Source organism: Flaviflexus sp., assembly GCF_052087705.1.
Taxonomy (GTDB): Bacteria; Actinomycetota; Actinomycetes; order Actinomycetales; family Actinomycetaceae; genus Flaviflexus; species Flaviflexus ciconiae.
The window spans coordinates 34,146-56,036 of sequence record NZ_JBQCYC010000010.1; the positions used below are offsets into that span (position 1 = coordinate 34,146).

Here is a 21,891-nt window from a genome sequence, read left to right on the forward strand (position 1 = left end):
ATCAGTAGGGTGAAAGGGATGGCTTCGACACCGATTGAACAGTACGCATTCCTTTCCGATGGTCAGACCGGCGCCCTCGTTTCCGAGGCCGGCTCGATTGACTGGCTGTGTTTTCCTCGATTTGATTCGGAGGCGCTCTTCACGGCGCTTCTTGGAACGGAGGAACACGGCAGGTGGCTGATGGCTCCTCGAGATGGCACGCTACTGTCGCGAACCTATCGTGGCGACACTTTTATTCTCGACTCCGAATGGGAAACGCCGACCGGTAAGGTCACGATCACGGAGTTCATGCCAATCAACGTTGGCGAGATGACGTCCTCGGACCTGGTCCGAACCGCTACCTGCACGGAAGGCACTGTTGAGATCGTTCACGACCTGCGGTTCCGATTCAACTACGGTGCTTCGGTTCCGTGGGTAGAACGAGCAGAATTACACGGACAGCCCTGCCTCACGGCTATTGCTGGTCCAACGGCCATCCACCTCGTGGGCCCGTTGCCCGATCCGAAAGGCTATTCGCACGGCGGCACATTCACCCTCGGCGAAGGCGAGGCCGAATCCTGGCACATGCTGTGGTCGCCCAGCTATGAGCCAGCTCCACAGCTCGACTCGATCGACATGCTAGAAACCGTCACGGAAGCCAACTGGTCGTCCTGGGCGTCCCGGATCGATGCCGAAGGGCCGTACGCCGACGAGATCGTTCGCTCCCTCCTTATCCTGCGGTCCTTGACCGACACGAAAACTGGAGGCATCGTCGCGGCCGCGACAACGTCCCTTCCAGAAGAGTTCGGGGGCTCAAGAAACTGGGACTACCGGTACACATGGCTACGGGATTCTTCACTGACCATTGAGGCGCTCGTCGCTCACGGTTTCACCGACGGCGCGAGGGCATGGCGGGACTGGCTCCTGCGTGCCATCGCGGGCGACTCCCATTCTCTTCGAATCATGTACGGGCTCGGCGGGGAACGGCATCTTCCCGAGTTCGAGCTTGACCACTTGCCCGGCTACGAGAACTCCGCACCCGTGAGAATCGGCAACGGTGCAGCAGGCCAGTTCCAGGGCGACGTCGTTGGCGAGGTCATGATCGCACTCGACAAACTCCGCAAGGCGGGTGTTGCTGACGATCACCGGTCCTGGGCCCTCCAAAAGGAGCTTCTAATTTTCGCGGAAGAGAACCTGGACCGCAAGGAGCACGGGATCTGGGAGATGAGAGGCGACCTGCACTACTTCACGCACTCCCGAGTGATGATATGGGCGGCGTTTGATCGTGCCATCAAGGCCGTTGAAGACCACGGCTTCGATGGTCCCGTCGACCACTGGAAGGCACTTCGTGCCCGGTTGGCGGACGAAATTGAAGAAAAGGGATGGAACGACGAAATCAACTCGTACACCCAGACCTATGGCTCCACTGAGGTTGATGCTTCCCTCCTCCAACTCCCCCAGGTTGGCTACCTGGACTACAACGATCCGCGCATGCTGTCCACCATGGCAAAGATCGAGGAAGACCTCGTTGACGATCAAGGATTCCTCCACCGGTACCGCACCCAGTCCGGCAAGGACGGGCTGACAGGCAACGAATATCCGTTCCTCATTTGTACGTTCTGGCTCGTTGAGCAGTGGGCCAAGACCGGCCGAGAAGCCGTAGCGAAGGACCTCATGGACCGACTAGTCGGGGTTGCATCCCCGCCGGGGCTGCTTGCCGAGGAGTACTCACCAGCCCACGGCAGACTCGCCGGGAACTACCCTCAGGCCTTCTCCCATCTCGGTCTTATCAGGGCCGCAGATTCCTTTGGAACAAAACAGAGCTAAAATGCGTTGCAGGGAATGGAGATAAAAGGAGAAGAATGGCTGAACGTTCACTACGCGGCATGAAGATTGGCGCATCCTCGCTGGAAACAGACGAGGGCGTACGCTTTGTGGCCCGTTCCGACTACGAATACACCTGCCCCAACGGACACGACTTTCACAAGACTTTCGCCGAAGAGGCGGAGATTCCTGCCGTCTGGGAATGCCACTGCGGTGCTAACGCACTCCTCAAGGACGCCGAGGAACCGGAAGACACCAAGAAGGCCAAGCCGCAACGCACCCACTGGGACATGCTGTGCGAGCGTCGCTCAATGGAAGAGCTCGAAGAGCTCCTCGAGGAGCGCATGGCGCTCATCAACAAGCGGGGCATGAGAAGCCGCATGTAGTCGACAGCGACTTTGTGGCCCGGGAGCAGATCAGCAGATCACACTCCCGGGCCTTTCTCATGCCTGAAAATTAGATTCGGTGGAATGCGAAACGACCTGAATCGAAGACCCATAAAGACCTATCCCGTGCAGCAAGCTCATCATCGCGGACGAACCGAGACCCGCGCTGCCAGGGACAGCGTACAGATTGTCTACACCTGACCTGTTGCTCGGGCACAATGCAGCCAGCGCTCAGTTCTACATAGAGCCCCTGTTCTACACAGAGCCCCTATTACTTCACGGACGCATTAGTTCGTCAGCATCCTCTTGACCTGGCCGGTGCGATGGCGGAAGCCACGGCGCGTTGATTCGGCTAGCGATTCGAAGAAAATGCTGGACGACAGCTTCGACTGCCCGGCTTCCCGTTCGTGGAACGTGATGGGAGATTCCACGATGTGAGCTCCCACCCGGTGGAGCCGTTCGGTCATGTCGGTCTGCCAGTAGTAGCCAACGATCGCGACCTCTGAGAGGTCAATCCGTGCGAGCGTGTCGGCTCGGTACACGCGGAAACCGGCGGTGATATCGGTATAGGGCAAACCAAGGGCTACCCGGTTGTAGAGGTTGCCGAGTCGAGACAGGAGCTGCCTGGACATCGGCCAGTTCACGACTCCCCCGCCCGGAACCCAGCGGGAGCCAATAACGAGATCGGGCTCATCGCTCTGCGCCGCTCGTTCCAACATGGTGACAAGATCGTGAGCGCGGTGGGAACCATCCGCATCCATCTGCACCAGGTGAGTAAAGCCGTGTTCCAGCGCCCACCCAAAGCCCGCTATGTAAGCGGCCGCAAGACCACCTTTGCCGGGGCGGTGTAGCACGGAGATACGGTCATCGGCTTCCGCCCGTTGATCCGCGTAGTCGCCAGTCCCGTCCGGTGAATTGTCATCGATCACAAGCATGTCGATCTCCGGGAGGACCTTCCGCACCCGGTCGAGAGTCGACGGCAGTGCGTCGATCTCGTTGTAGGTGGGGATGATGACGACTGGTCTCATGAACGTTCCTTCCGACGAGCAATCGCCCATACGAGCGACAGGAGGGCACCGATAAGGGCAACAATCCTATAGATGTGACCATATCGGGTTGCGGGTGTGAGTTCGTCCCGAAGCGGGATCCCGTAGACACCGGAAGCGGCTTCCAGCTTGTCCGACTGGGCGACCACGGTCCCGTTTGGCATGACAACACCGGAGACGCCAACGGTGGAAACCTGGACGGCTGATCGGGAGTGTTCGACCGCTCTGAAGATTGTCTGCTCCATCTGCTGCAACGACTCGGCGCTGTCACCGAACGAAGCGGAGTTCACGGGGACAATGAGTGCCGTGCCGCCGCCATTAATGGCATCTTGCACGACCTGGTCGACCGCGATTTCAAAGCAAATGGGAACTGCTAGAGCCACCGTCCGCTCCCCCACCGGAACATCGAGAACCGCGGGCCCTTCGCCGGCAAGCATGTCGGTGCTGACCTGGTCAACGGCGTCCGTAAAGTTCCTGAAGAAGTCCCTCATGGGAATGAATTCGCCAAACGGCACGGGCCGGGACTTGGAGTAGTGGTCGACGAACTCCCCTTCTATGATGAGGGAATAGTCGTTGTAGCGACCATCATCAATGTATTCCTGGGTACCAAGAAGAAGCGGAACCTCCGATGCTGCGCTGACTCGTTGAACTATTTCCATGGCCTCCGGGGTGGTGCGAATGTCCCGATCGGATGCTGACTCGGACCAGAGTATGAGATCAAGTTCGGGCTCCGATTCCAGTAACCTCATCGTCTCCTCTTCGTGCCGCAAGGTGACGTTCAAAGCCCTCCCAGAGTCGTGTTCCCCCACGTCCGGGCCTCCCTGTACCCAGCCAACTCGGAGCGTCTCAGAGCCTCGCACAGAGAGCGGAATGGATACGCACAGGGTCACGGCAAGTACGGGGGTGAGAACCAGGATCAGGCCCTCGACGCGAGGGCCCTCGTACAGGAAGCGAACTCCCGAGGCGAGCAGGAGCGAGAGTGCGACGGTCAGGAAGGTGACGCCGACGGCAGCAATATAGGGCGCCGTGCGCAGGAGCGGGGTTCCCACCTGGGAGAAGGCCACCATGCCCCACGGGAAACCACCGAACGGGAAGTTGGTTCGGATGACTTCAGTGCCGGCAAAGGCGAAAGCTCCGAGAATTGCTGCCGGGATTGTCGGCATGGTCGAGACCCTCGCCCATATTCCACCCGTAAGTCCGATAAAGAGTGCCTGGGATATGGAGAGGGCAACCCAGGGTAGCGGCTCCCCGACCGCGGTCCACGACCACGACACGAGCGGCAGGAAGAAGGCGAGGCCCCATACGGTTCCCGCAAGAAAGCCAAACAGCATACTTCTGCCGCGGACAGCCAGGGCGAGAAGGACGAGTGCGGGGAAAGCGAGGGCCGCAACATCGATCGGATCAAAGGAAGCCCACATGAGGCCACCGCCGAGCGCGGCGACAAGGAGAAGCAGGAGCGAACGCACTCCTTAACACTACCGAAAAAAATCCCGCCGCCTCTCCCTCGGACCGGTGGACTAGTGTCCAACGTTTTCTACCGAAGAGGCGACGGGATACACGGAAAACCGTGCGTCACACCTACGGTAAGAGGGATGGTGCCGATGTGCAAGCCAGGCTGTGAAGATCTTGTCACACTCCCCATCACCACGCCCCAAGATCAGCGTGTCCGACGATCTTCGGCGAGTCGTGAAAGCACGGGTAACGATCGGTTTTGGCGGGAAAGATAGGGCGATCAGCACGGTGCTCAGAGGTCGACAATTCGCGATGTGAACGAGCAAAACTCCTTATCTGTGTGCACGGATGTCATTCCACCACAAAACTTCGGAGGAGTTGTTCCTGAACTGTGCGTAGAACCGGTTGGGTGCCCTGGAAAAGGCCTCCGGCCCCGGTCGATTAGGACGGGGCCGGAGGGCGTTAGCTGACGTGGGCCGGTTGTGGACCCGGTCAGCTTTAGCTCGGGCGGTTCACGCCGGGGGTGTCGGTGCCGTCGCCATCCCAGTCACCGATGAACAGAACGTCATCGGCCTTGCCGTAGGCAATGCTGGTCTCGGCGGGGCCGCCATGAAGGGCGTTGTTGAGGTAGAAGACATTGCCGCGGCGCAGCGAGACGGAGTCGGTTCCGTCGCCGTCGAAGTCGCCGGCAAAGGCTTCGTCACCGTCGCGTCCGTAGCGGTACTCGGTCTCCGCGTCGCCGCCCTGGAGGGCGTTGTTCGGGAAGAACGTGATCCCGCGGCGAACAGCGATCGTGTCGGACCCGTCGCCATCCCAGTCGCCAATGAGAATCTCATCGGCGTCACGGCCGTACTTGAATTCGACCTCGGCGTTGCCGCCTTCAAGGGTGTTGTGCAGGTAGAAGGTGTGGCCGCGGCGAAGGCCGAGGGTGTCGGTTCCGTTGCCGTCCCAGTCGCCGACGAGAACCTCGTCACCTTCGCGGCCGTACTTGAACTCGACGTCGGCGATGCCGCCCTCGAGGGTGTTGGTGAGGTAGAAGGTGTGGCCGCGGCGAACGCCGAGGGTGTCGGTTCCGTTACCGTCCCAGTCGCCGACGATAACTTCGTCGCCGATGCGTCCGTAGGCGAATGCTACGTCGTGGGTGGTGGACTCCCAGTCGTTGACGAGAGCGAAGGCGTTACCTTCCGGAAGCGGATCCGGCTCGACGGGAGCCTCGGTGGGCTCACCCTCCATGGGGACGCCGTCGGCGTCAAGGTAGACAGACTGCTGACCGGACAGCATTTCGCGACGCTCAACGGTTGTGAGGTCCAGGTTGTCGTCGAGAATCGGGAAGAGCGCGATCGGGGTCATGATGAGTTCTGCTGCCGGGGTCTCGCCCGAGTCGAGCGGGGTGCCGGTGTAGGGCTCGATGATCATGTCGAGGTGACCGTAGTGCTTACCACCGGAGACCAGCTTCTTAACGCCCGCCTCGTTGGTTTCCCACAGTTCCGGCTCATCAACCTGAGCCATCCAGGTGGAGGACGTGTTGAAGTTCAGCGGAACACGCTCCTCGCCACCTTCCGGGTCGGCAATGAGCTTATCGCCACGCAGACCGTCGGAAGCAACACCGACGTCCCAGTGGTAGACGCCAACGCCATCCTCGTCGAGATCAACGTAGGAGGACTGGAACATTTCGTCATGACCGGAGATCACGGCGGCAACGTCGTACTCTTCGAAGATGGGCTGGAGGTGCCTCATCGGGGTACCGGGCTGAGCATCGGTGGCCTGCTCGTGGTTCATGGTCGTGCCATGGGTGCCGTTCGAGTAGGCAACGTGGTGGTACTGAACGATGATGGTCTGACCCTTGGCACGAGCCTCCTGCAGCTGGCCCTCGAGCCAAACGTACTGCTCGGAACCGGGCATGAAGTTTGGCTGATCGACCGGGTCCTCGCGGTTCACGCCGGGGAACCATCCTTCATCGACCGCCAGCGGGAAGTCCCGCTCGTACTGGTCGCGGGTGAACGCATTCTGCGTGTCGGTGCCGTACTGCTCGGGGGTGATATCCGAGTCGTCACCGGACATCAGGGGCGGACGGGTCTCGTCGTTCGGGTTCTGGTCGGTGCCGTTCGTCGAGTCGAGCGAGATAACGGTGACCGGGCCGTAGTCGACACGGTGGTAGGCGTCGAGCGAATGCTCGTTTGATGAGCCGTGCGTGTCGATTGCCTGGTTGTAGGCGGCACGCGCCCTCATGACAGGCGTGCAGTCGTCGGCACTTGCACAGTAGCCGTAAACCTCGTGATTACCGAGCGAGGTAACGGAGGGAACGGACTCGAGGAGCTGACCCTGGTCACCCGCGAAGTAGCGGAACCACTCGTCCCAGTGAGTCTGCCAGGAGGAACGCTCCGTGAGGTCGCCTGCAATGAGAAGAAGATCGGGATCCTGCTGCGCAATGATCTCGTTGTTGAAGCGCTGCGCCTCATCCTCGGTCACCGGGTAGTTTACTGCCCAGTTGCCGTCGCGGGTTGCGGAACCGTACTTCGCATCCCATGCGGAGTCCTGCTCGGGGCGGTCCTCGGAGCCCTCTGCGAGGGTGCGGGTCTCAACCCATTCGCGGTAGGTGACGCGACCAATCTGGTCCGTCTCCGTATCGGAGTACGCAATAATGTGGATCGGTTCGGTCAGGTCGGAGCCGTACACCGGGAAGGTATCGAACGATGCCTCGTGCACGTAGCCGTCCTCATTCACCGAGTACCTGTACGTGCTGTCCGGGGAGAGTCCCTCAATGTGAGCGGAGTGCTTGTACGGGTTGTCCGCACGAATCCAGCTGCCCTGCGGGAGAACACCCTTCTTGTTGGTGCCGCCAACGGTGGAGCGGGACAGGTCGCCCTCATTGAGCTCGCCAGCCTGGTAGCTGTTGACGGGGTTCTGAATGCCCTCGACATCGAGTGTCAGACCGGCCTCGGGAAGGCCCGGGCCCTTAACGGTGATGGTCGACGTGCCGCCGGTCTCCGAGAACCAGTTGATGGTCATCTCGTCCGAGGCGGGGCGCTGGAGGTACGGGAGGACCCGGAAGCCGTCGCGGGCTTCCAGGGGAACCGTTGCTCCATCGACAACCGTCGGAGACTCATTCGTCGACACGAGAGCCGGCGAATCCAGGCTGTCCTTCGCGTCGACGGGGGCACCGACAGCTGCCGGTCCGGTCAGGGCAATGATGCTGGCCGCGAGGGCCGCCGCGGCGCTGGACGCCACGAACTTCCTCTTCGACATGCCTTTGCTTTCTGCAGAAGAGTAATTGCGTTTCAACGCTAGAAGCCGAGCCCAACCAGACTGCCAAGATCTCATGAACGAACGGCCAACAGATGGTACCTGTTCGATGTCTTGTCTCAACGAAAAGTGTTCAACAACCCGATAACGTCGCCATACCGGGCGGTAAGTGACATGAGAACGTTCGTGCTTTACCCGGCTTTCTTCAAGCTTGGTGGGCTTCATGCGCGCCTGCGCATAACCTGTCGAAGCCCACGCGCGAGAGAAGAACACCGCGCGCGGCTTGGAACTTATAACTTGGGTGCCGCCCAAGAAAATGAACCGAACATCCGGATTTCTTCCGGCATGCCCACCAATACGTGAGCGAAGGTGCCAGAACCGCCGCCGTATCGGCGCATGGGAACCCCAGTAGAAGACCCTGATCGAGCCCGCTAGGCCCGGTGGTCCCGCGTGCTTTTGCGGGGACTTAGATGGCCTGCGTGACTCCCGGACGTTCGAGCAGGCGCCTCGCGGCCGCGGCAGTATCGGCTGTCGGCGTGCCCTCCGCGGCGTGCATGACCTGCGTCAGCAGATCGGTGGTGCGGCGCAGACCGTTAATGAAGTCACCGGGAAGGTACTGGCTCATCTTGAGGCAGGTTTGAAGGGTCGCCCCCTCGGCCCAGGCAACCACGGCGCTCGTTGGGTGCGGTGTCGGCTCGGGTTGGCGGTCGAGGCCAAATCGTTCTTCCAGTTCCGTGAGGAAATCGTGGTTGTGCCGAATCACCCGCCACGCGAGTGGATCGGCCGGTGGACGGGGGCGTCCGCGCCGGTCCTTGAAGGCAAAGGGCGAGAGCATGCCGGCGAGCATGGCGGGAGACAGTCCTGCGAAGTGCTCATCCTTCAAGCATTCATAGATCAGCAGGTCAGCGTTGGAATGAAGGGAACGGAGCGGCCGCGCCCCCGCACCGAGCTCGTAGGCGCCGCGCTCGCCTCTCAGCACCCCAAGAACGGCAAGCAGATCGCAGGTCGCGTCAAACTCGGCACCAACCGAGTCGTCGTAGGACTCCGAGACCTCCGCAAGCTGTTCCAGCCTTGCCGATAGGGAGAGGTAGGCGGTGGCCGCCTCAATATGTTCGTCACGGTCGGGGCACGAGTGGACGGGATGCTCGAGCAGTTCCGGGATTTCCCGAACCGCTCCCCTGTCCCAGGAACGGAGCAGATCATCGTCGAGACCCACTTCGACGCGTTCCTCCACCATGTCAACGATCTGGTCGCCAAGCACCTCGCGATGTTCCGGGTCGCGTAGCTTCATTCCTGCCGGTAGCACCCAGTCACCAACGTGACGGAGCTCGGATCGAACGGCCTCCGGGGTGAGCCACACGAGGTCCCCCATCCATGTCGCCACCCGGAGCCTGTCGCCATCAACCTGGGTGACGTATGCGTACTCGAGGGACGTACCGTAAGCGTAGGCAATGACTTCACCGCCGTAGGCCCACTCGAAGGAGTCGGCGACGCGCTGGCGGTAGGCCTTCTTGGCTTTCTTGCGAGCGGCGGACGAAGCTCGGCCAGCGCGGGACCGGATCTGCGCATATTCGGCCACGTCCCCGTGCTCGCAAAGCCCCTCGAGTGCCGCGGTCTCCTTGTCCAGAGCTTGGCGGACGCGCTCGCGGGTCACCTCAAGTTTCGCGACTTCGCGGTTCCGCTGGAACTGCGCGAACGAACGAGCCAGGAGCGCGCGTGCACTCTGATAGTCGTGTTCGGACAGAACATTAACAACCGTGTTGTAAGACGGGAAGAACGCCGACATGAGAGGCTCAAGTTCACCCGCACCAAGTGACAGCAGAACATCGGGGTCCATGTCCGCGGTGGCGTAGACGAGGGTGTGGCCGATGTCGTCCTTGCCGCGGCGGCCCGCCCTGCCAATCAGCTGGGTGTATTCAATACCGGTGAGGTCCGTGAACTCCGTACCGTTGTACTTCGTCAGCTGTTCAACAACGGTTGTCCGCACCGGCATATTAATCCCGAGCGCAAGAGTGCCCGTGGCATAGACGATCTTGATGAGGCCGCGCTGCATGAGCTTCTCAATGAGTTCTTTGAACGGCGGATAGACGCCGGCGTGGTGTGCGGCGTAGCCGTTGGCAAGGGCCCGTTCAAAGGACCGGAATCGCAGAACGGCCTTGTCCTCCTCGGACAGTTCTTCGCGGATCGGGTCGAGGGCCTGGTGAATGAGTTTCCGTTCGTGCCTGTTCGTGAGCGCAACGCCATCCCGGACAAGGTCCTGGACGGCGTTGTCGCAGCCCTTGCGGGAGAAAATGAACTCTATGGCGGGTAGGAGTTCCCGATCGTCCATGAGCCTCAGGAGGCGTTGCCGCTGGCCCGGTCCGAGGCGCTCGGGAAGCTTAGCCCGAGCCATGGCGCGCAAAGCGCCCGAGTTCGGGTTTCTACCGGCACCGAGGGTGGCGGAGGGGCCACCTTCGTACAGGTCGTGGAGCTTCCTCCCGACGACAACCTGCTGGAGGAGCGGTACGGGCCGGTGAGATGTTTGGACCAGGGTGGTGTTGCCGCGTACCGATTCCAGCCAGGCATGAAACTCGTCGGCGTTTGCGACGGTCGCTGAGAGGGAGACGATGCGGACGGAGCGGTCGAGTTCGAGGATAACCTCTTCCCAGGTAGGCCCGCGCTCAGGGTCAGCCAGGTAGTGGACTTCGTCGAGAATGACGTAGCCGAGCTTCGTCATGTCCTCCCCCGCATACAGCAGATTGCGGAGCACCTCGGTTGTCATGACAACAATGTCGGCATTCCTGTTGATCGTGACGTCACCGGTCATGAGGCCCACGTATTCGCTGCCGTAGCGGGAAGCTAGCTCCCGGTACTTTTGGTTCGAAAGCGCCTTGACGGGCGTCGTGTATATGCAGGTGGTGGAGGAAGCAAAAGCCAGCTCAACCGCGAAAAGCGCCACCATTGTCTTGCCTGCACCCGTGGGTGCGCAGAGGAGAACGTCGCGGCCCTCCTCGAGTGCTTTTGCCGCATCGATCTGGAAATCGTCGAGTTCGATTCCGGAAGCTAATGCAGCGTCACGATAGTTGTCGAGGTAGATGCCCACGTGGCTAGGCTAGCGGAGGAACCTCAATGCGCGTGGACGTACTCGCACAGTAACCGGAAGTGGCCCGATCTCTTCGCCGTCAACCATGGCGGTAATGCCCTCGCCAAGAGTGGACAGAGTCACCTCGGAAACTCGCTTCGTATGAACGACGTCTTCCTCAAGATGCTTGCCCTTGTAGAGTTTCGGGAAGATCCTGCCAACCTCGGAAAGGCTGAGCTTCTTCGCCACGATAAGGTCGAGCATCCCGTCATCGAAGACGGACCGGGGTGAGATGGCGAGGCCGCCTCCGATCGAGGTGAGGTTGGCAATCGCGACGAGGATCGCTTCTCCGGCGGCCACTTTGCCGTCTGTTTCAATCCGGTAGGTGCGGGCACTGTACTTGGGCAGTTCCGAGACAATTGCTCGCAGGTACCGGGCGTGTCCGTGGGGCCGCGTGTACGTGTTGGCAGCCTGGTTGACGACGGCATCGACACCGGCGGACACGACGGCAAGACCGTAGGAAGTGCCGTGGGATCCGGTGATCTCGAGGGCATCAATGACGGAGGGCTCACGACTTTCGAGCGCGTCCAGTAGTATGCCGAGGCCGGTCTCCCACCGGGTGGTGAGGCCAAGGTCGCGGGCAATGTCATTACCGGTACCAAACGGCACGTGCCCGATAAATTGGTCGGTGCCGACAAGATGCTGGACGGCAAGGTGAACGGTTCCGTCACCTCCCAGGGTGACGATGCCGTCGATCTGACCGCTGGATACAGCGGAAGAAATAAGTTCGTGGGTTTCTGCGACTGTTGGAGCGCCCAGCGGGATAACACGATGACCGGCGTCAAACAGCCGGTCACGAACGATCTTCCCAACGGAAGTCCCACGGCCGCTTCCAGCCGTGGGACTAATAACCAGACCTAGGGTTGAATCCAATCCTGTCCTTCGCTCTCATCTCCCAGGAGCTCGCCGAGTTCGGCGGACCGCCTTTTAGCCTTGCGACTATCGTGAAGGATACACAGGCCGGTAGCGATGAAGTAGAAGAAAAGCATGGGAAGCAGAATGGCAAGCATCGACCATGCGTCAGGGAGCGGGTTAACGAGTGCGGAGAAGACCGCACATCCAATGACAGCCCACCGCCAACCCTTCAGGTAGCTCGTGCCCTTGATAAGACCAACGAAGTTCACGCCAACCATGACCACGGGTAGCAGGAAGCTGACGCCGAAAGCGGCGATGATCTGCATAAAGAACCGGTAGTAGATTCTCGCGTCCAGCAGGTTCACCGCGAACTCGGGCGCGAAGCCCGTAAGAATCACGACAGCTCTCGGCAGGATCATCCAGCCAAGCAATCCGCCGGTCAGGAAGAGAAGAGCAGCGACGCCCGTAAAGCTCAGCGCCATGATTTTCTCTTTGCGCTTCAGTGCAGGGGCGATAAAGAGCCAGCCCTGAAGGATCCACCATGGGGAAGAGATGAAGAGGCCGATAAAGGCCGCCATCTTCAAATGCAGTTCGAAGCCGACGCCGACGGAACCGAAGTTCAGCTCGGCATGACCGCCCCGTTCGTTGATCCCGTCGAGGGGCTCCACCATGATCGCCGCAAGCGGATCGTAGAGAAACCACCCGACCACAGAGGCGAGTGCAATGCCAATAAGGGCATAAATTAGCCGGTTCCGGAGCTCTCGCAGATGCTCTGCGAGAGGCATCCGTCCCTCCGGATCACGGCGTTTCGTGATCCGTTCAGTCACTGCTTGGTCTGGTCTTGTCCCTTATCCCCGACCTGGGGAGGGGTTGCGTCGTAGCTTGACTGCGGAACATTCGATCCGGACTGGTCCGCCTGCTTGGGCGGGGTATTTGGATCGGTGTCGTCGCGAAGCTCCGTCACTTCCTTCTTGAAGACCTTCATCGACTTGCCGACCGACGATGCGATCGTCGGAAGCTTTGCAGCACCGAAGACAAGGATGAGGACGAGTAGGATGATGATAATTTCCCAGCCGCTGAGGTTCATGAGCGCTCCCTAGTGTTCACAGTTACATTGTAACCCGAGTCTAAACGGACAAATCTCCCCGCCATCGCCCAATGGTCCCAGCCAGCCTGCGTGCTCGCCCACATTCTCGTTCTCCCGCAATCCGGGCGCGGGTCTCCAACGGTGTTTCCTTCGGCCGTTGCGGAATAAATGGGGCCCGCACCGAGCTCATCCGTTCGGCCGCTTCCCCAACGGATTCGCCAAGTTTGGCAAGTCCGCCCCAGTAGAGCCGGAACAGTCGCCACGTCGCCCACCCGGCATACCCTAGTCCAAACAGAACCAGGGCAATTGCGACAATCCAGGCGATCATTGGACCTCCATAATCCGGCGAGCCTGCTTGACAACCTCGTCCTTCACCTCGGCGGGGAAGATATCGATGAGGTCCGTGCCGACCTTGATGGCGGAGTTCCGCACCCACGTCGGCGAGACCGCCCGGAACGTAATGTCGATACTGTCGCCGTTGTCGGTCACGGTCGCACCCGGGGTGGACTCAGCGAACCAAATAGCCTGCGGCTCCACCCGAAACACGACGTCGTCGCCCTCGGTGGGGTGTAGCTCCGGGTGGTTCCGGAGCTTACGCCGAGCCCGGTTCGCGTCCGTCTGCGTGAACTCCTCACCGACAGTAGCGTGCGACATCCGATCCAGGCGGAACCAGCGCAAGTCGTGCGACTTACCCTGCAGGGCCGCGAGGTAGCCTTCTGCCTCGGACACCACGGCGCAGGGAATCACCGACCGTTGCGTCACGCGCTCACCGAACTCCGCCGGACCGTGGTAGTCGAAAGCTAACATGCGAGAGTGTCGTAGCGATGTCCATACGGTCTCCAGCACCTGATCCGAACCCCTTGGCGTGGGCGGCTCGGCACCAATCGAACCGCCGACAGCTTGCCGGATCTTCTCCCGCACCGACAGAAGCGACTGCGCAGACTCGGATCCCTGCGCCGACAGCTTGAGCAGCTGGTCGATCATCTCAATCGATACGGCGGACTCCCCCAGCGTCAGATAGACCCGGGGATCGTCATAGTCCGTGGGGAAGTAAGTGATCCGATCATCGGCCGAATAAATGACATCCGTGCCGTCTTCGGTTTCCTTCGCGTCGACATGGAAATCGAGGAAATACCTGCCGGCGCGGTCCGTTACCTCGGTTAGGTTAATGATCTTGATCGCCTCGATGGCTTCATCAACTTTGATGTCGAAGACCTCGGCGATCTCCCCCGGGGTGGTCTCACCCCGGTTAGCGATAAAAGTCGTGATTGCCGTTAACAGGACGACGTCTGGTTTCCTCATGACTCCCCCAAACCCGCAATATGTTCGAGGCGTTCCCGGTAATCAGGATTGGTTGACCGGGCACCCGTTCCGATTACTGCGAGCTGGTCGAGCAGGCGTGGCCAGTTGGCGTTCTCAAACGCATACTCGGTCCACCCGTTGCCGTCGGTGCCACGCTCCCGCTTCTTGTCCCGCAGGTGATTACCTGCCTCGGGTGCGAGGAATATTGAGGTGTCGACCGGATCGAAGGCTCGTTTAAGCTGAGGATTGGCCTCGTAACCGGTGGACTCAAGCGCCTCGACGTTCTTGATTCGGGAGAACCGAAAGTTGCGTTCAACCGGCTCGCACTCGGTCATGTCACCCCGAGTGGGACCAACCGCTACCCGGTTTCCCTTGCAGTAGAAGGAGCCGAGGGTTTCCCACACGCCGGTTACTTCGATTATGTAGAAGCGGCGCTCCGGGGTGCGCGGGTTCTCGTATTCGATGACGATAGGGGCCCTGCGGTCCATGGCTTCGACAATGTCGAACAGGTATCCCATTTCCGGCAACGTGATCCGGACGGTTGCCTGATCGTCGGTCACGAAGGCTCCGCCGAGGAGCTTCTGAACGGTGCGGCGCGCAACCTTGTGTAGCTCGTCCTTACCGGTCAGCGACTGAGCAGCAAGACGTAGCAACGTAAGATCGGCCGAGCTCAAATCAACGCCAATGAGCCCGTCGCGGTCCAACGAGTACAGCGGATCATTGTCTTCGCCCTCGTCGTGAGTAATCGGATAGCCGAACTCCCTGAGTTTCGTGATATCCCTGTTCAAAGCCTTCGCCCGGTCAGCACCCGACTTCTCGTAGCCCAGCTCGTATAGCTCCGACCGCAGGCGTGGACGGTCAACAAGATGAGCGAGAAGCACAAACATGCGCTTACCCGGATCGTATGTACGTGTCTTCGTCACGTTCACAACACTATCCCAGGTTAGGCTTGTTCGGTGATGACCTGGCGTGAAGGAACTGTTGTTGAACCTGGCCGCTCCTGGCATGGGGCGGCCGAATGGTGGGTCGACTGTGACGGCGAGCGAATGCGCGCCCTCGCCTACCCCGACCTCGTCGGAGAAATTGCCGTTGGTGCACGAGTCCTTCTCTCCTCAACCGCGGTCGACAGGGACCTGGGAACAGGCGGATATCTGTTCGTCGTGGCGCCGCTCGATCGGCTCCCGCCCCCGCGCACGGGCCCGGGACACATGGTGAAAGCTCGCTACACGCCCCAGCAGACGATGGTCCTCGGAGTCGACGAGCAGGAATCACCCCATCATCACACCCTCTGCGACGCACAGAGCGTGGAAGGCATGCCGTGCGTTGTCGCCGATCTGCACTCGGCGCTACCCGCAATAGTCGCCGCGGCGCGGCACCGCTCCCCCGAACTCACCATCGCCTACATTCACACCGACACGGCGGCACTCCCACTGGCCTTCTCACGGACGGCTGCCAGCCTCGTCGACCGTGGGCACATTGAAACCATCACGGCAGGCCAGTCCTTCGGCGGTAAGTACGAGGCCGTGAACGTTCACACGGCGCTACTCACCGCCAAGCACGTTGTCGGAGCAGATCTCGCCATCATCGTCCAGGGCCCCGGCAACATCGGCACGGGCACACCATGGGGATTCTCCGGAACCGCTGTCGGCGAAGCGATTAACGCCATCAATGCCCTCGACGGCACGGCAATCGCCACCCTGCGAGTCTCGGGGGCCGATGCGAGGCCACGGCACCGGGGCATCTCGCACCACTCGCTCACGGCCTACACGAAAGTGGCACTCACGCCGGCTCTCGTTCCCACGACCCGCGAAGCCATCGACGACGAAACACGTGCCAGCATCGAAAAGAGCTATCCACTGCTGGAAGCCACCGGCAGACTCACCCTCACCAAGGTGACAGGCATTCGGAAAGCCCTCGAACAATCCCCGGTTCCATTGCGGACCATGGGACGAGGACTCGATGAAGACTATGCCTCGTTCGCCTTCGCCGGCGCAGGCGGGGTGCTCGCCGCCGACATCGTGCTCGCGAAGAAGAACTCCAACACCGAGTAACTCCCGCGGAGATATTTGCTCGTGTGACGATAGCGGCTCTGGGCTGAGTATTTCAGTCCTGACGTGAGACGTCGGGTAGCTTCCTGCCCGCGAAGATTCCTAAGATTCCCATGACTGCTAGGAAGCCGAGCGCCCAGTTGATGTGGGCGATGGCGAGGGCGGAACTCACGCCGCCGACGAGGAGAAGAATGATTCCCATCGCCGAGTTCGAGACAGCCGTGTAGGTGGTCCGAAGATCACCCTCCGCCATATCCACCAGGTACGTCTTTCGAGCAACCCGCACACCCGTGTGAGTGAGCCGGAGCAGGAAGTAGCTGGCGATAAAGATGGTTGCGCCAATCCAGGATTCACCGGAGATATCGAAGATGGTCAGAGCGAGGATTGTCAGGATAATGATGGTGGAGGCAAGCGCAGCGCCGAAGCTCATGAGGTCCCTGCTTGACCTGTCTGCAGCGCGACCGAAGATCCTGCCACCAACAAGGTTCGCCACCCCGGAGGCAATGACGAAACCACCGAGGCCGGCGAGGGCACTTGTTCCCGACTGGATCGACATGGTGACGATAAAAGGTGGCGTCAGTGCCGAGACAAGCAAGAGGCTACGGGCAATGACGAAGGTGCGGAAAGGCTTGTCGGAGCGAAGCAGGTGGACCACCTGACGCAACCAGTTACGCTCGGAGTCCTTCTTAGCGGCGTCTGTGTCGTCTGGCTTGCTGGTGTTGCCGGGATTGTTTGTGTTGCCCGACTTGTTTGTCGAAGAATCAGATTCGGTCTTCGAGGGTTTGGTGGTCTTCTCGGTGGCGGGCTCCCTGATTCCCGCATAAACCAGCGCCACAAGAAACCAGAGGATCCCACCACCGACGAGTAGCCACACCAGCTGGGAGGCCGAAAGATCCCCGCCGCCGATGATCCGGATTGCCACGCCGAGGGTGATGGCAACGAGACCCGAGGCCATGGTTGCCAGGCCATTGATTTGTCCGCGCTCGCCCTTTGGTATCGTCCTGCCCTGAATGTCCTTCGAGGAGATCGAGCACAGGCAACGGCCGAGGGAGAACGCGACGAGGAACAGGAGGACCAGGACACCCGCGGTCATGCCCTCGGCGAGTGCCGCTGTCCCGGCCATTCCCATCACGGATAGGGCCTGGACAAGCGCCCCGGTGACAAAAACCCACTTGCGGTAGGTGACCTTAAGAACGAGAGGAGTGAGGAATGCTTGCGGGAGCATTGACCCGGATTCCCGTACGGGAACGAGGAAACCAGTGAGGGCAGCCGGTACCCCGAGCACTGAGAACAGCCACGGCAGAACGGTTGAAGCGTTGACGATCTGGTCGCCGGATGACTGAAGAGAGTTACCGAGAACCTGGCGCAGGCCGTTCCGGGGCACGTTCTGACGTACCGCCTCGGGAAGCTCGTCCTCTGCATCGTTGTTCCTATCCATGAGGAACGAATAGATTCTCTCGGTCATATTCACCCGTTGACTATAGGACAGTGACCGGGCAATCTCTGCCAATCCGAGAACGCAGATCAGCCGCTTTTCGTTAGCAATAGTGTGCGAAAAGGTGGACGTATTGTAAAAATCTGTTCGACGTTCCCGTCACAAGCAGCCGTTGAGCCACACCAGGCGGTGAGTACGCTTTGCAGACCACTCGGTGCTGGGCACAAGCTACAGAGCGCTGATGTATCCGTGCTCGTTGGACAGCACTCGATTGCCGGTGCGGGTTGATCGGCGCCGAGAACTGGCGCTAATCATTTTCTTCGGGGGTGGAGTGGTAGTCGATAAGGGTGGCGAGCCGAACCGCTTCCTTCCGCGCGAATTCACCATCTGAGCTCTGGATTGCCATGGCGCTGATCGTTTCGCCGGAGGTGGTGTCGATTCGAACCCACGGACCGTCACCAAATTCGACGGCAATGAGTTCAGGCCACTCAAGCTCGTGGGAGCGGACCAGGTTCTTGACGCGAATACCCCAGTCGTACACTTCGATCCGCACCTGGTATTGGATCCATAGCAGGCCGAGAAGAAGCGCCACAAAGACGATGGTGCCGATGTAGTCGACCGCATGAAATTCGTAGATCCCGAAGGACGGGGACACGGCGAATAGTGCGGCAGTGGCCAGGATAAGAGCCACCGCCAGCACCATGCAGACGATCCTTGCGAACCTGGGGCGGAAAGCGCGGGTCACAGCCTACATGCGAGGATCGGGGTGACGAGGATAGCCCTCGCCCCCACCTCGTACAGCCCGTCCATGACCTTGTTGCGGTCGTCCTTCTTGACCATGGCGCGCACGGCAAACCATTCACCATCGTGTAGCGGCGAAACGGTCGGCGACTGCAGGCCGGGCGTGAGCTCGACTGCCTCTTCCAGGTGGTCTGCGTGAATGTCGTAGTCGATAAGAACGTACCCGCGGGCGACAAGAACGCCCTGGATCCGGCGATCGAGAATCTCCAGACCTTCGGGAACCGCATCCGCACGGCGAATAAGGACAGCCTCAGACGTCATGAGAGGCTCGGCAAACACGGTGAGGCCAGCGGCCCGCAGGGTTGAGCCGGTCTCGACAACATCGGCGATCGCATCGGCAACGCCGAGCTGCACCGAGGATTCCACTGCGCCGTCGAGGTGGACGACGGTAGCGTCGATGCCCTTCTCCTCGAGGTGCTTACGAACGACCACGTCATAGGAGGTGGCGATTCGCTTGCCGGTAAGATCATCGATCGTCGACATTGAACCGCCGGGCGCTGCGAAGCGGAACGTGGAGCGAGCGAAACCGAGTGCGCGATGTTCGACTGCATGTGCCTCAGAGTCGACGAGCAGGTCACGTCCGGTGATACCAACGTCAACGGTTCCTGCGCCGACGTAGACGGCAACGTCGCGGGGACGAATGAAAAAGAACTCAACTCCGTTGACCTCGTCGAGGAGCACGAGCTCCTTCATATCGCGACGCTGACGGTAGCCAGCTTCTTTCAGAAGAGTGGAAGCGGGTTCGGACAGGGATCCCTTGTTCGGGACGGCAATTCGCAGCACGGATTCTTCCTTAGAGGTAGCGGTAGACGTCGTCGAGGGCGATGCCCCTCGCGATCAGCATGACCTGGAGGTGGTAGAGGAGCTGGGACGCTTCGAGGGCCACCTGCTCGTCAGACTCGTATTCTGCAGCGATCCACACCTCGCCCGCCTCCTCGATGATTTTCTTGCCGATGGCATGAATCCCAGCATCAAGTTCCGCCACGGTTCCCGACCCCTCGGGACGTTCCACGGCCTTGCGGGACAGCTCAGCAAACAGTTCTTCGAAGTTCTTCACGCCTCAATCCTACGGCCTTTCAAGGAAGGGGTCACACCCGTCCCGCGGGACGGGCGCGACCACCGCTCAATATATTGAGCAATTCCCGCGCTACGTCAGGAAGCGGTCTCATCGGTACCTACCCTGCATGAGCAGGTGGTTGGACACCAGCCTGGTTACTGCATCACGGGTGCTCGCATCAACCAGTCGTCTCCGCTCGTGAGAGCCTTATACGTGCCTCAGCCCGTGATTTCGGTGGTCATGACCTCATCGACAGGAACGAGTTCCTCAATGAGTCCAGCATCGACCATGAACTCCGACATGTCTTCCCAGCGTTCGACATCCTGGGTGCCGACCTTGCCGTCACCCACGTAAAGCGGAAGAGTTGCATTGAACGTGAGCGTGGCCGCTTCACGGACCTCCGGGTCGGTCATGCTCGGCACGTACTTCGTCACGATGTCGAGAGCCTCCTCGGGATTCTCTTCCGCAAACTCCACGGCCTTTTGCAGTCCAGCCATGATCGCCCGGTGTTCGTCTTCGTTCTCACCGAGATTCTCTTCCATGACGGCAAGGCCTGGTCCAATGAGGGGCAGGTCCGGGGCGAGATCGATGGTACGAACGTCAAAGCCCTGGGATTCCATGGCAACCGCATCGTTGTTGACGAAGCCGATGACGGAATCAACGTCGCCTCTGGACAGCGCCGCCATCTGGGTAAAACCGATCGACTCGACCTCCACGTTCTCCAGATCGTAGGCATCAATCATTGCGAGCAGACCGAAATAGTTGGAGCCGTACTCCCCTGGGAGCCCAACTGACCGTCCTTCCAGATCGGCGGGGGTCTCGATATCGGAGTCCTGCGGAACAATGAGTGTCGACGGGTATTCGCTAAACAGCGTCATGATGGACGTGACATCCATGCCTTCAGCGCGAGCAAAGAGAACTTCGTCGCCGCTGACAAACACCACATCTTCCTCTCCCGTTGCGAGTGCCGTGAACAGCGACTCCTGGGCCCCATGGTGACGGATATCGACCTCAACACCGGCGCTCTCGAAGTAGCCGTTTTCTACCGCGACGTAGAACGGGAAAAACTGAACATCGGGAATATAGGTAAGCCCAACGGTGATCGTTGAGTCCTTCTCGTCTCCTCCCCCACACGCTGCAAGCATCGATACGGTAGCGAATGCTGCGACGAACTTCTTAAGACCTGTTTTCTTCATTATGAACCCCTTTTCCGGTCCGAAATCTGCTCCAACAGTGTGAGGAGGAGATAAATGGTGACAGCAAGAGCAATAAGTACTGCGATAACCGCAAAGAGATGAGCCACGTTGGCGGTAGACCCCTGGCCTGCCGCCAAGGCGGCCCCCAAACCATCCCCGCCCATGACCATCTCACCGACAACAGCGCCGGTAATGGAAAGTGTGAAGCCGGTGCGAATGCCGGCAAGAACGGATGGCATCGCCAGCGGCATCTCAATCCTGCGGAACAGGTCCCAGCCTCCGGCACCATCGAGCCAAGCGGCGTCAATAACCTCGTGGTCGAGCTCTCGGATACCGAGGGCGGTTGAGATAACAACCGGGAAAACGACGAGGATCGTACACAGCACGGTAATCGACGGCAGTCCGTAGCCAATCCAGATGACTAGCAGCGGTGCTAGGGCGACAGCAGGAACTGCCTGTGAGGCAGCCAGGTACGGTCCAAACGTTGAGGCCACGACCTTCGACTTGGCGATCGCATATCCCAGCGGGATACCAAGGACAGCGGCAACGAGACAGCCCAAACCGGCTGCAGTTATCGTTTCTCCTGTTGCAGGACGCAGATCGCCTTCGGTCCACCCAAGCACGAGAGTGTCCCATACCTTGATTGGGTGGGGCAGGAAATAGGATTCGATGATGCCGCTTTCAGCAACAGCCCACCAAAGAGCTATGACAGCAAGCCCGAAAATGATGGGAGCTAGTCGCCGCACCTGTCCTCCGCGCACTTCGGGGACAGCGGGCACGCGTCACGCACTTAGGGCGTGACAGCCTAACGTGTTCCTCCCATCCGGACTTTGACCGTCGGTCGAGGAGTTTCACCTCGTCAGCCGCTTACGCGGGTCGCGGACTTTAACCGCCGGCTCGGATTTTCACCGACCCCGAAACACAAGACCATCGTAGCACTGAGCAAACGGGAAAGGCTGAGACCGTGCCCACGTCTCGCTATGAGCGAGCACAGGCCACGGATATACAGCGAGCAAGGGGAGCAAAAACTTTTGCAGAGCTTTCCTCAACGGATACCGA

Annotated in this window: 19 protein-coding genes and 1 riboswitch; of the genes, 3 read left to right on the forward strand and 16 right to left on the reverse strand. The window is 60.2% G+C overall.

The annotated features are described in order from the left end of the window. Window positions 1–18 precede the first annotated feature (18 nt). Window positions 19–1,806, forward strand: a complete 1,788-nt coding sequence (locus ACTHUY_RS06865) for a glycoside hydrolase family 15 protein (protein ID WP_441654746.1) — start codon at window positions 19–21, stop codon at window positions 1,804–1,806. A gap of 35 nt (window positions 1,807–1,841) precedes the next feature. Further along, on the forward strand, window positions 1,842–2,189 hold the full coding sequence (locus ACTHUY_RS06870; RefSeq protein ID WP_441654747.1) for an RNA polymerase-binding protein RbpA: 348 nt from the start codon (window positions 1,842–1,844) through the stop codon (window positions 2,187–2,189). Window positions 2,190–2,476: 287 nt separating this feature from the next. On the opposite strand, the gene ACTHUY_RS06875 is transcribed toward ACTHUY_RS06870, so the two are convergent. From ACTHUY_RS06875 to ACTHUY_RS06920, 10 genes are all read right to left on the reverse strand, one after another. Then, complete coding sequence (locus ACTHUY_RS06875; RefSeq protein WP_441654748.1) at window positions 2,477–3,217, reverse strand: polyprenol monophosphomannose synthase; 741 nt, start codon at window positions 3,215–3,217, stop codon at window positions 2,477–2,479. Continuing rightward, the gene (gene lnt / locus ACTHUY_RS06880; protein WP_441654749.1) at window positions 3,214–4,701 is read right to left on the reverse strand and encodes an apolipoprotein N-acyltransferase; all 1,488 of its coding nucleotides are present in this window, start codon (window positions 4,699–4,701) and stop codon (window positions 3,214–3,216) included. Before lnt ends, ACTHUY_RS06875 begins: the two co-directional genes overlap by 4 nt. A gap of 484 nt (window positions 4,702–5,185) precedes the next feature. Next, the gene (locus tag ACTHUY_RS06885; RefSeq protein ID WP_441675301.1) at window positions 5,186–7,915 is read right to left on the reverse strand and encodes a metallophosphoesterase family protein; all 2,730 of its coding nucleotides are present in this window, start codon (window positions 7,913–7,915) and stop codon (window positions 5,186–5,188) included. A gap of 481 nt (window positions 7,916–8,396) precedes the next feature. After that, the gene (locus tag ACTHUY_RS06890) at window positions 8,397–11,012 is read right to left on the reverse strand and encodes a DEAD/DEAH box helicase (RefSeq protein WP_441675299.1); all 2,616 of its coding nucleotides are present in this window, start codon (window positions 11,010–11,012) and stop codon (window positions 8,397–8,399) included. A 9-nt stretch (window positions 11,013–11,021) separates the two neighbouring features. Next, a complete protein-coding gene (locus tag ACTHUY_RS06895; RefSeq protein WP_441675297.1) occupies window positions 11,022–11,924 on the reverse strand; it encodes a diacylglycerol/lipid kinase family protein in 903 nt (300 codons plus the stop codon). Next, window positions 11,909–12,733 carry a twin-arginine translocase subunit TatC gene (gene tatC, locus ACTHUY_RS06900; RefSeq protein ID WP_441678230.1) on the reverse strand — a complete coding sequence of 275 codons (825 nt, stop codon included), beginning with the start codon at window positions 12,731–12,733 and terminating at the stop codon, window positions 11,909–11,911. Before tatC ends, ACTHUY_RS06895 begins: the two co-directional genes overlap by 16 nt. Beyond that, on the reverse strand, window positions 12,730–12,993 hold the full coding sequence (tatA, locus tag ACTHUY_RS06905) for a twin-arginine translocase TatA/TatE family subunit (protein WP_441654754.1): 264 nt from the start codon (window positions 12,991–12,993) through the stop codon (window positions 12,730–12,732). The genes tatC and tatA overlap by 4 nt, the downstream gene beginning before the upstream one ends. 40 nt (window positions 12,994–13,033) lie before the next feature. Beyond that, window positions 13,034–13,321, reverse strand: a complete 288-nt coding sequence (locus tag ACTHUY_RS06910; RefSeq protein ID WP_441675293.1) for a hypothetical protein — start codon at window positions 13,319–13,321, stop codon at window positions 13,034–13,036. Beyond that, window positions 13,318–14,295: a helix-turn-helix transcriptional regulator gene (locus ACTHUY_RS06915; RefSeq protein ID WP_441654756.1), complete on the reverse strand. Its 978-nt coding sequence runs from the start codon at window positions 14,293–14,295 to the stop codon at window positions 13,318–13,320. The genes ACTHUY_RS06910 and ACTHUY_RS06915 overlap by 4 nt, the downstream gene beginning before the upstream one ends. Further along, the gene (locus ACTHUY_RS06920; protein WP_441654757.1) at window positions 14,292–15,218 is read right to left on the reverse strand and encodes a helix-turn-helix transcriptional regulator; all 927 of its coding nucleotides are present in this window, start codon (window positions 15,216–15,218) and stop codon (window positions 14,292–14,294) included. Before ACTHUY_RS06920 ends, ACTHUY_RS06915 begins: the two co-directional genes overlap by 4 nt. Before the next feature lie 36 nt (window positions 15,219–15,254). Here ACTHUY_RS06920 and ACTHUY_RS06925 point away from each other — a divergent pair, with 36 nt between their 5' ends. Then, a complete protein-coding gene (locus tag ACTHUY_RS06925) occupies window positions 15,255–16,346 on the forward strand; it encodes a DUF3866 family protein (RefSeq protein ID WP_441654765.1) in 1,092 nt (363 codons plus the stop codon). Between the two features lie 52 nt (window positions 16,347–16,398). Here ACTHUY_RS06925 and ACTHUY_RS06930 read toward each other — a convergent pair whose 3' ends face one another. The 6 genes from ACTHUY_RS06930 to ACTHUY_RS06955 form a co-directional block, all read right to left on the reverse strand. Continuing rightward, entirely contained in the window at window positions 16,399–17,808 is a 1,410-nt protein-coding gene (locus tag ACTHUY_RS06930) for an MFS transporter (protein ID WP_441675288.1), read from the reverse strand. Between the two features lie 277 nt (window positions 17,809–18,085). Beyond that, a complete protein-coding gene (locus ACTHUY_RS06935; protein ID WP_441678232.1) occupies window positions 18,086–18,481 on the reverse strand; it encodes a PH domain-containing protein in 396 nt (131 codons plus the stop codon). Window positions 18,482–18,519: 38 nt separating this feature from the next. After that, a complete protein-coding gene (hisG, locus tag ACTHUY_RS06940) occupies window positions 18,520–19,362 on the reverse strand; it encodes an ATP phosphoribosyltransferase (RefSeq protein ID WP_441654759.1) in 843 nt (280 codons plus the stop codon). Between the two features lie 10 nt (window positions 19,363–19,372). Next, window positions 19,373–19,636, reverse strand: coding sequence for a phosphoribosyl-ATP diphosphatase (locus ACTHUY_RS06945; RefSeq protein ID WP_441654760.1), 264 nt, complete (start codon window positions 19,634–19,636; stop codon window positions 19,373–19,375). A gap of 218 nt (window positions 19,637–19,854) precedes the next feature. Then, window positions 19,855–20,832, reverse strand: coding sequence for an ABC transporter substrate-binding protein (locus ACTHUY_RS06950; protein ID WP_441675285.1), 978 nt, complete (start codon window positions 20,830–20,832; stop codon window positions 19,855–19,857). After that, entirely contained in the window at window positions 20,832–21,578 is a 747-nt protein-coding gene (locus tag ACTHUY_RS06955) for an ABC transporter permease (protein ID WP_441675283.1), read from the reverse strand. Before ACTHUY_RS06955 ends, ACTHUY_RS06950 begins: the two co-directional genes overlap by 1 nt. A 61-nt stretch (window positions 21,579–21,639) precedes the next feature. Beyond that, window positions 21,640–21,758: riboswitch (FMN riboswitch) on the reverse strand. Window positions 21,759–21,891: the final 133 nt, after the last annotated feature.

What these genes read in the sequence shown, in the direction of transcription:
- ACTHUY_RS06870 (WP_441654747.1), top strand. Translation starts at nt 1,842, where the DNA reads ATGGCTGAACGTTCACTACGCGGCATGAAGATTGGCGCATCCTCGCTG.
- ACTHUY_RS06930 (WP_441675288.1), bottom strand. Translation starts at nt 17,808, where the DNA reads ATGACCGAGAGAATCTATTCGTTCCTCATGGATAGGAACAACGATGCA.
- ACTHUY_RS06915 (WP_441654756.1), bottom strand. Translation starts at nt 14,295, where the DNA reads ATGAGGAAACCAGACGTCGTCCTGTTAACGGCAATCACGACTTTTATC.
- ACTHUY_RS06925 (WP_441654765.1), top strand. Translation starts at nt 15,255, where the DNA reads ATGACCTGGCGTGAAGGAACTGTTGTTGAACCTGGCCGCTCCTGGCAT.
- ACTHUY_RS06875 (WP_441654748.1), bottom strand. Translation starts at nt 3,217, where the DNA reads ATGAGACCAGTCGTCATCATCCCCACCTACAACGAGATCGACGCACTG.
- ACTHUY_RS06865 (WP_441654746.1), top strand. Translation starts at nt 19, where the DNA reads ATGGCTTCGACACCGATTGAACAGTACGCATTCCTTTCCGATGGTCAG.
- ACTHUY_RS06950 (WP_441675285.1), bottom strand. Translation starts at nt 20,832, where the DNA reads ATGAAGAAAACAGGTCTTAAGAAGTTCGTCGCAGCATTCGCTACCGTA.
- tatA (WP_441654754.1), bottom strand. Translation starts at nt 12,993, where the DNA reads ATGAACCTCAGCGGCTGGGAAATTATCATCATCCTACTCGTCCTCATC.
- ACTHUY_RS06910 (WP_441675293.1), bottom strand. Translation starts at nt 13,321, where the DNA reads ATGATCGCCTGGATTGTCGCAATTGCCCTGGTTCTGTTTGGACTAGGG.
- ACTHUY_RS06935 (WP_441678232.1), bottom strand. Translation starts at nt 18,481, where the DNA reads ATGGTGCTGGCGGTGGCTCTTATCCTGGCCACTGCCGCACTATTCGCC.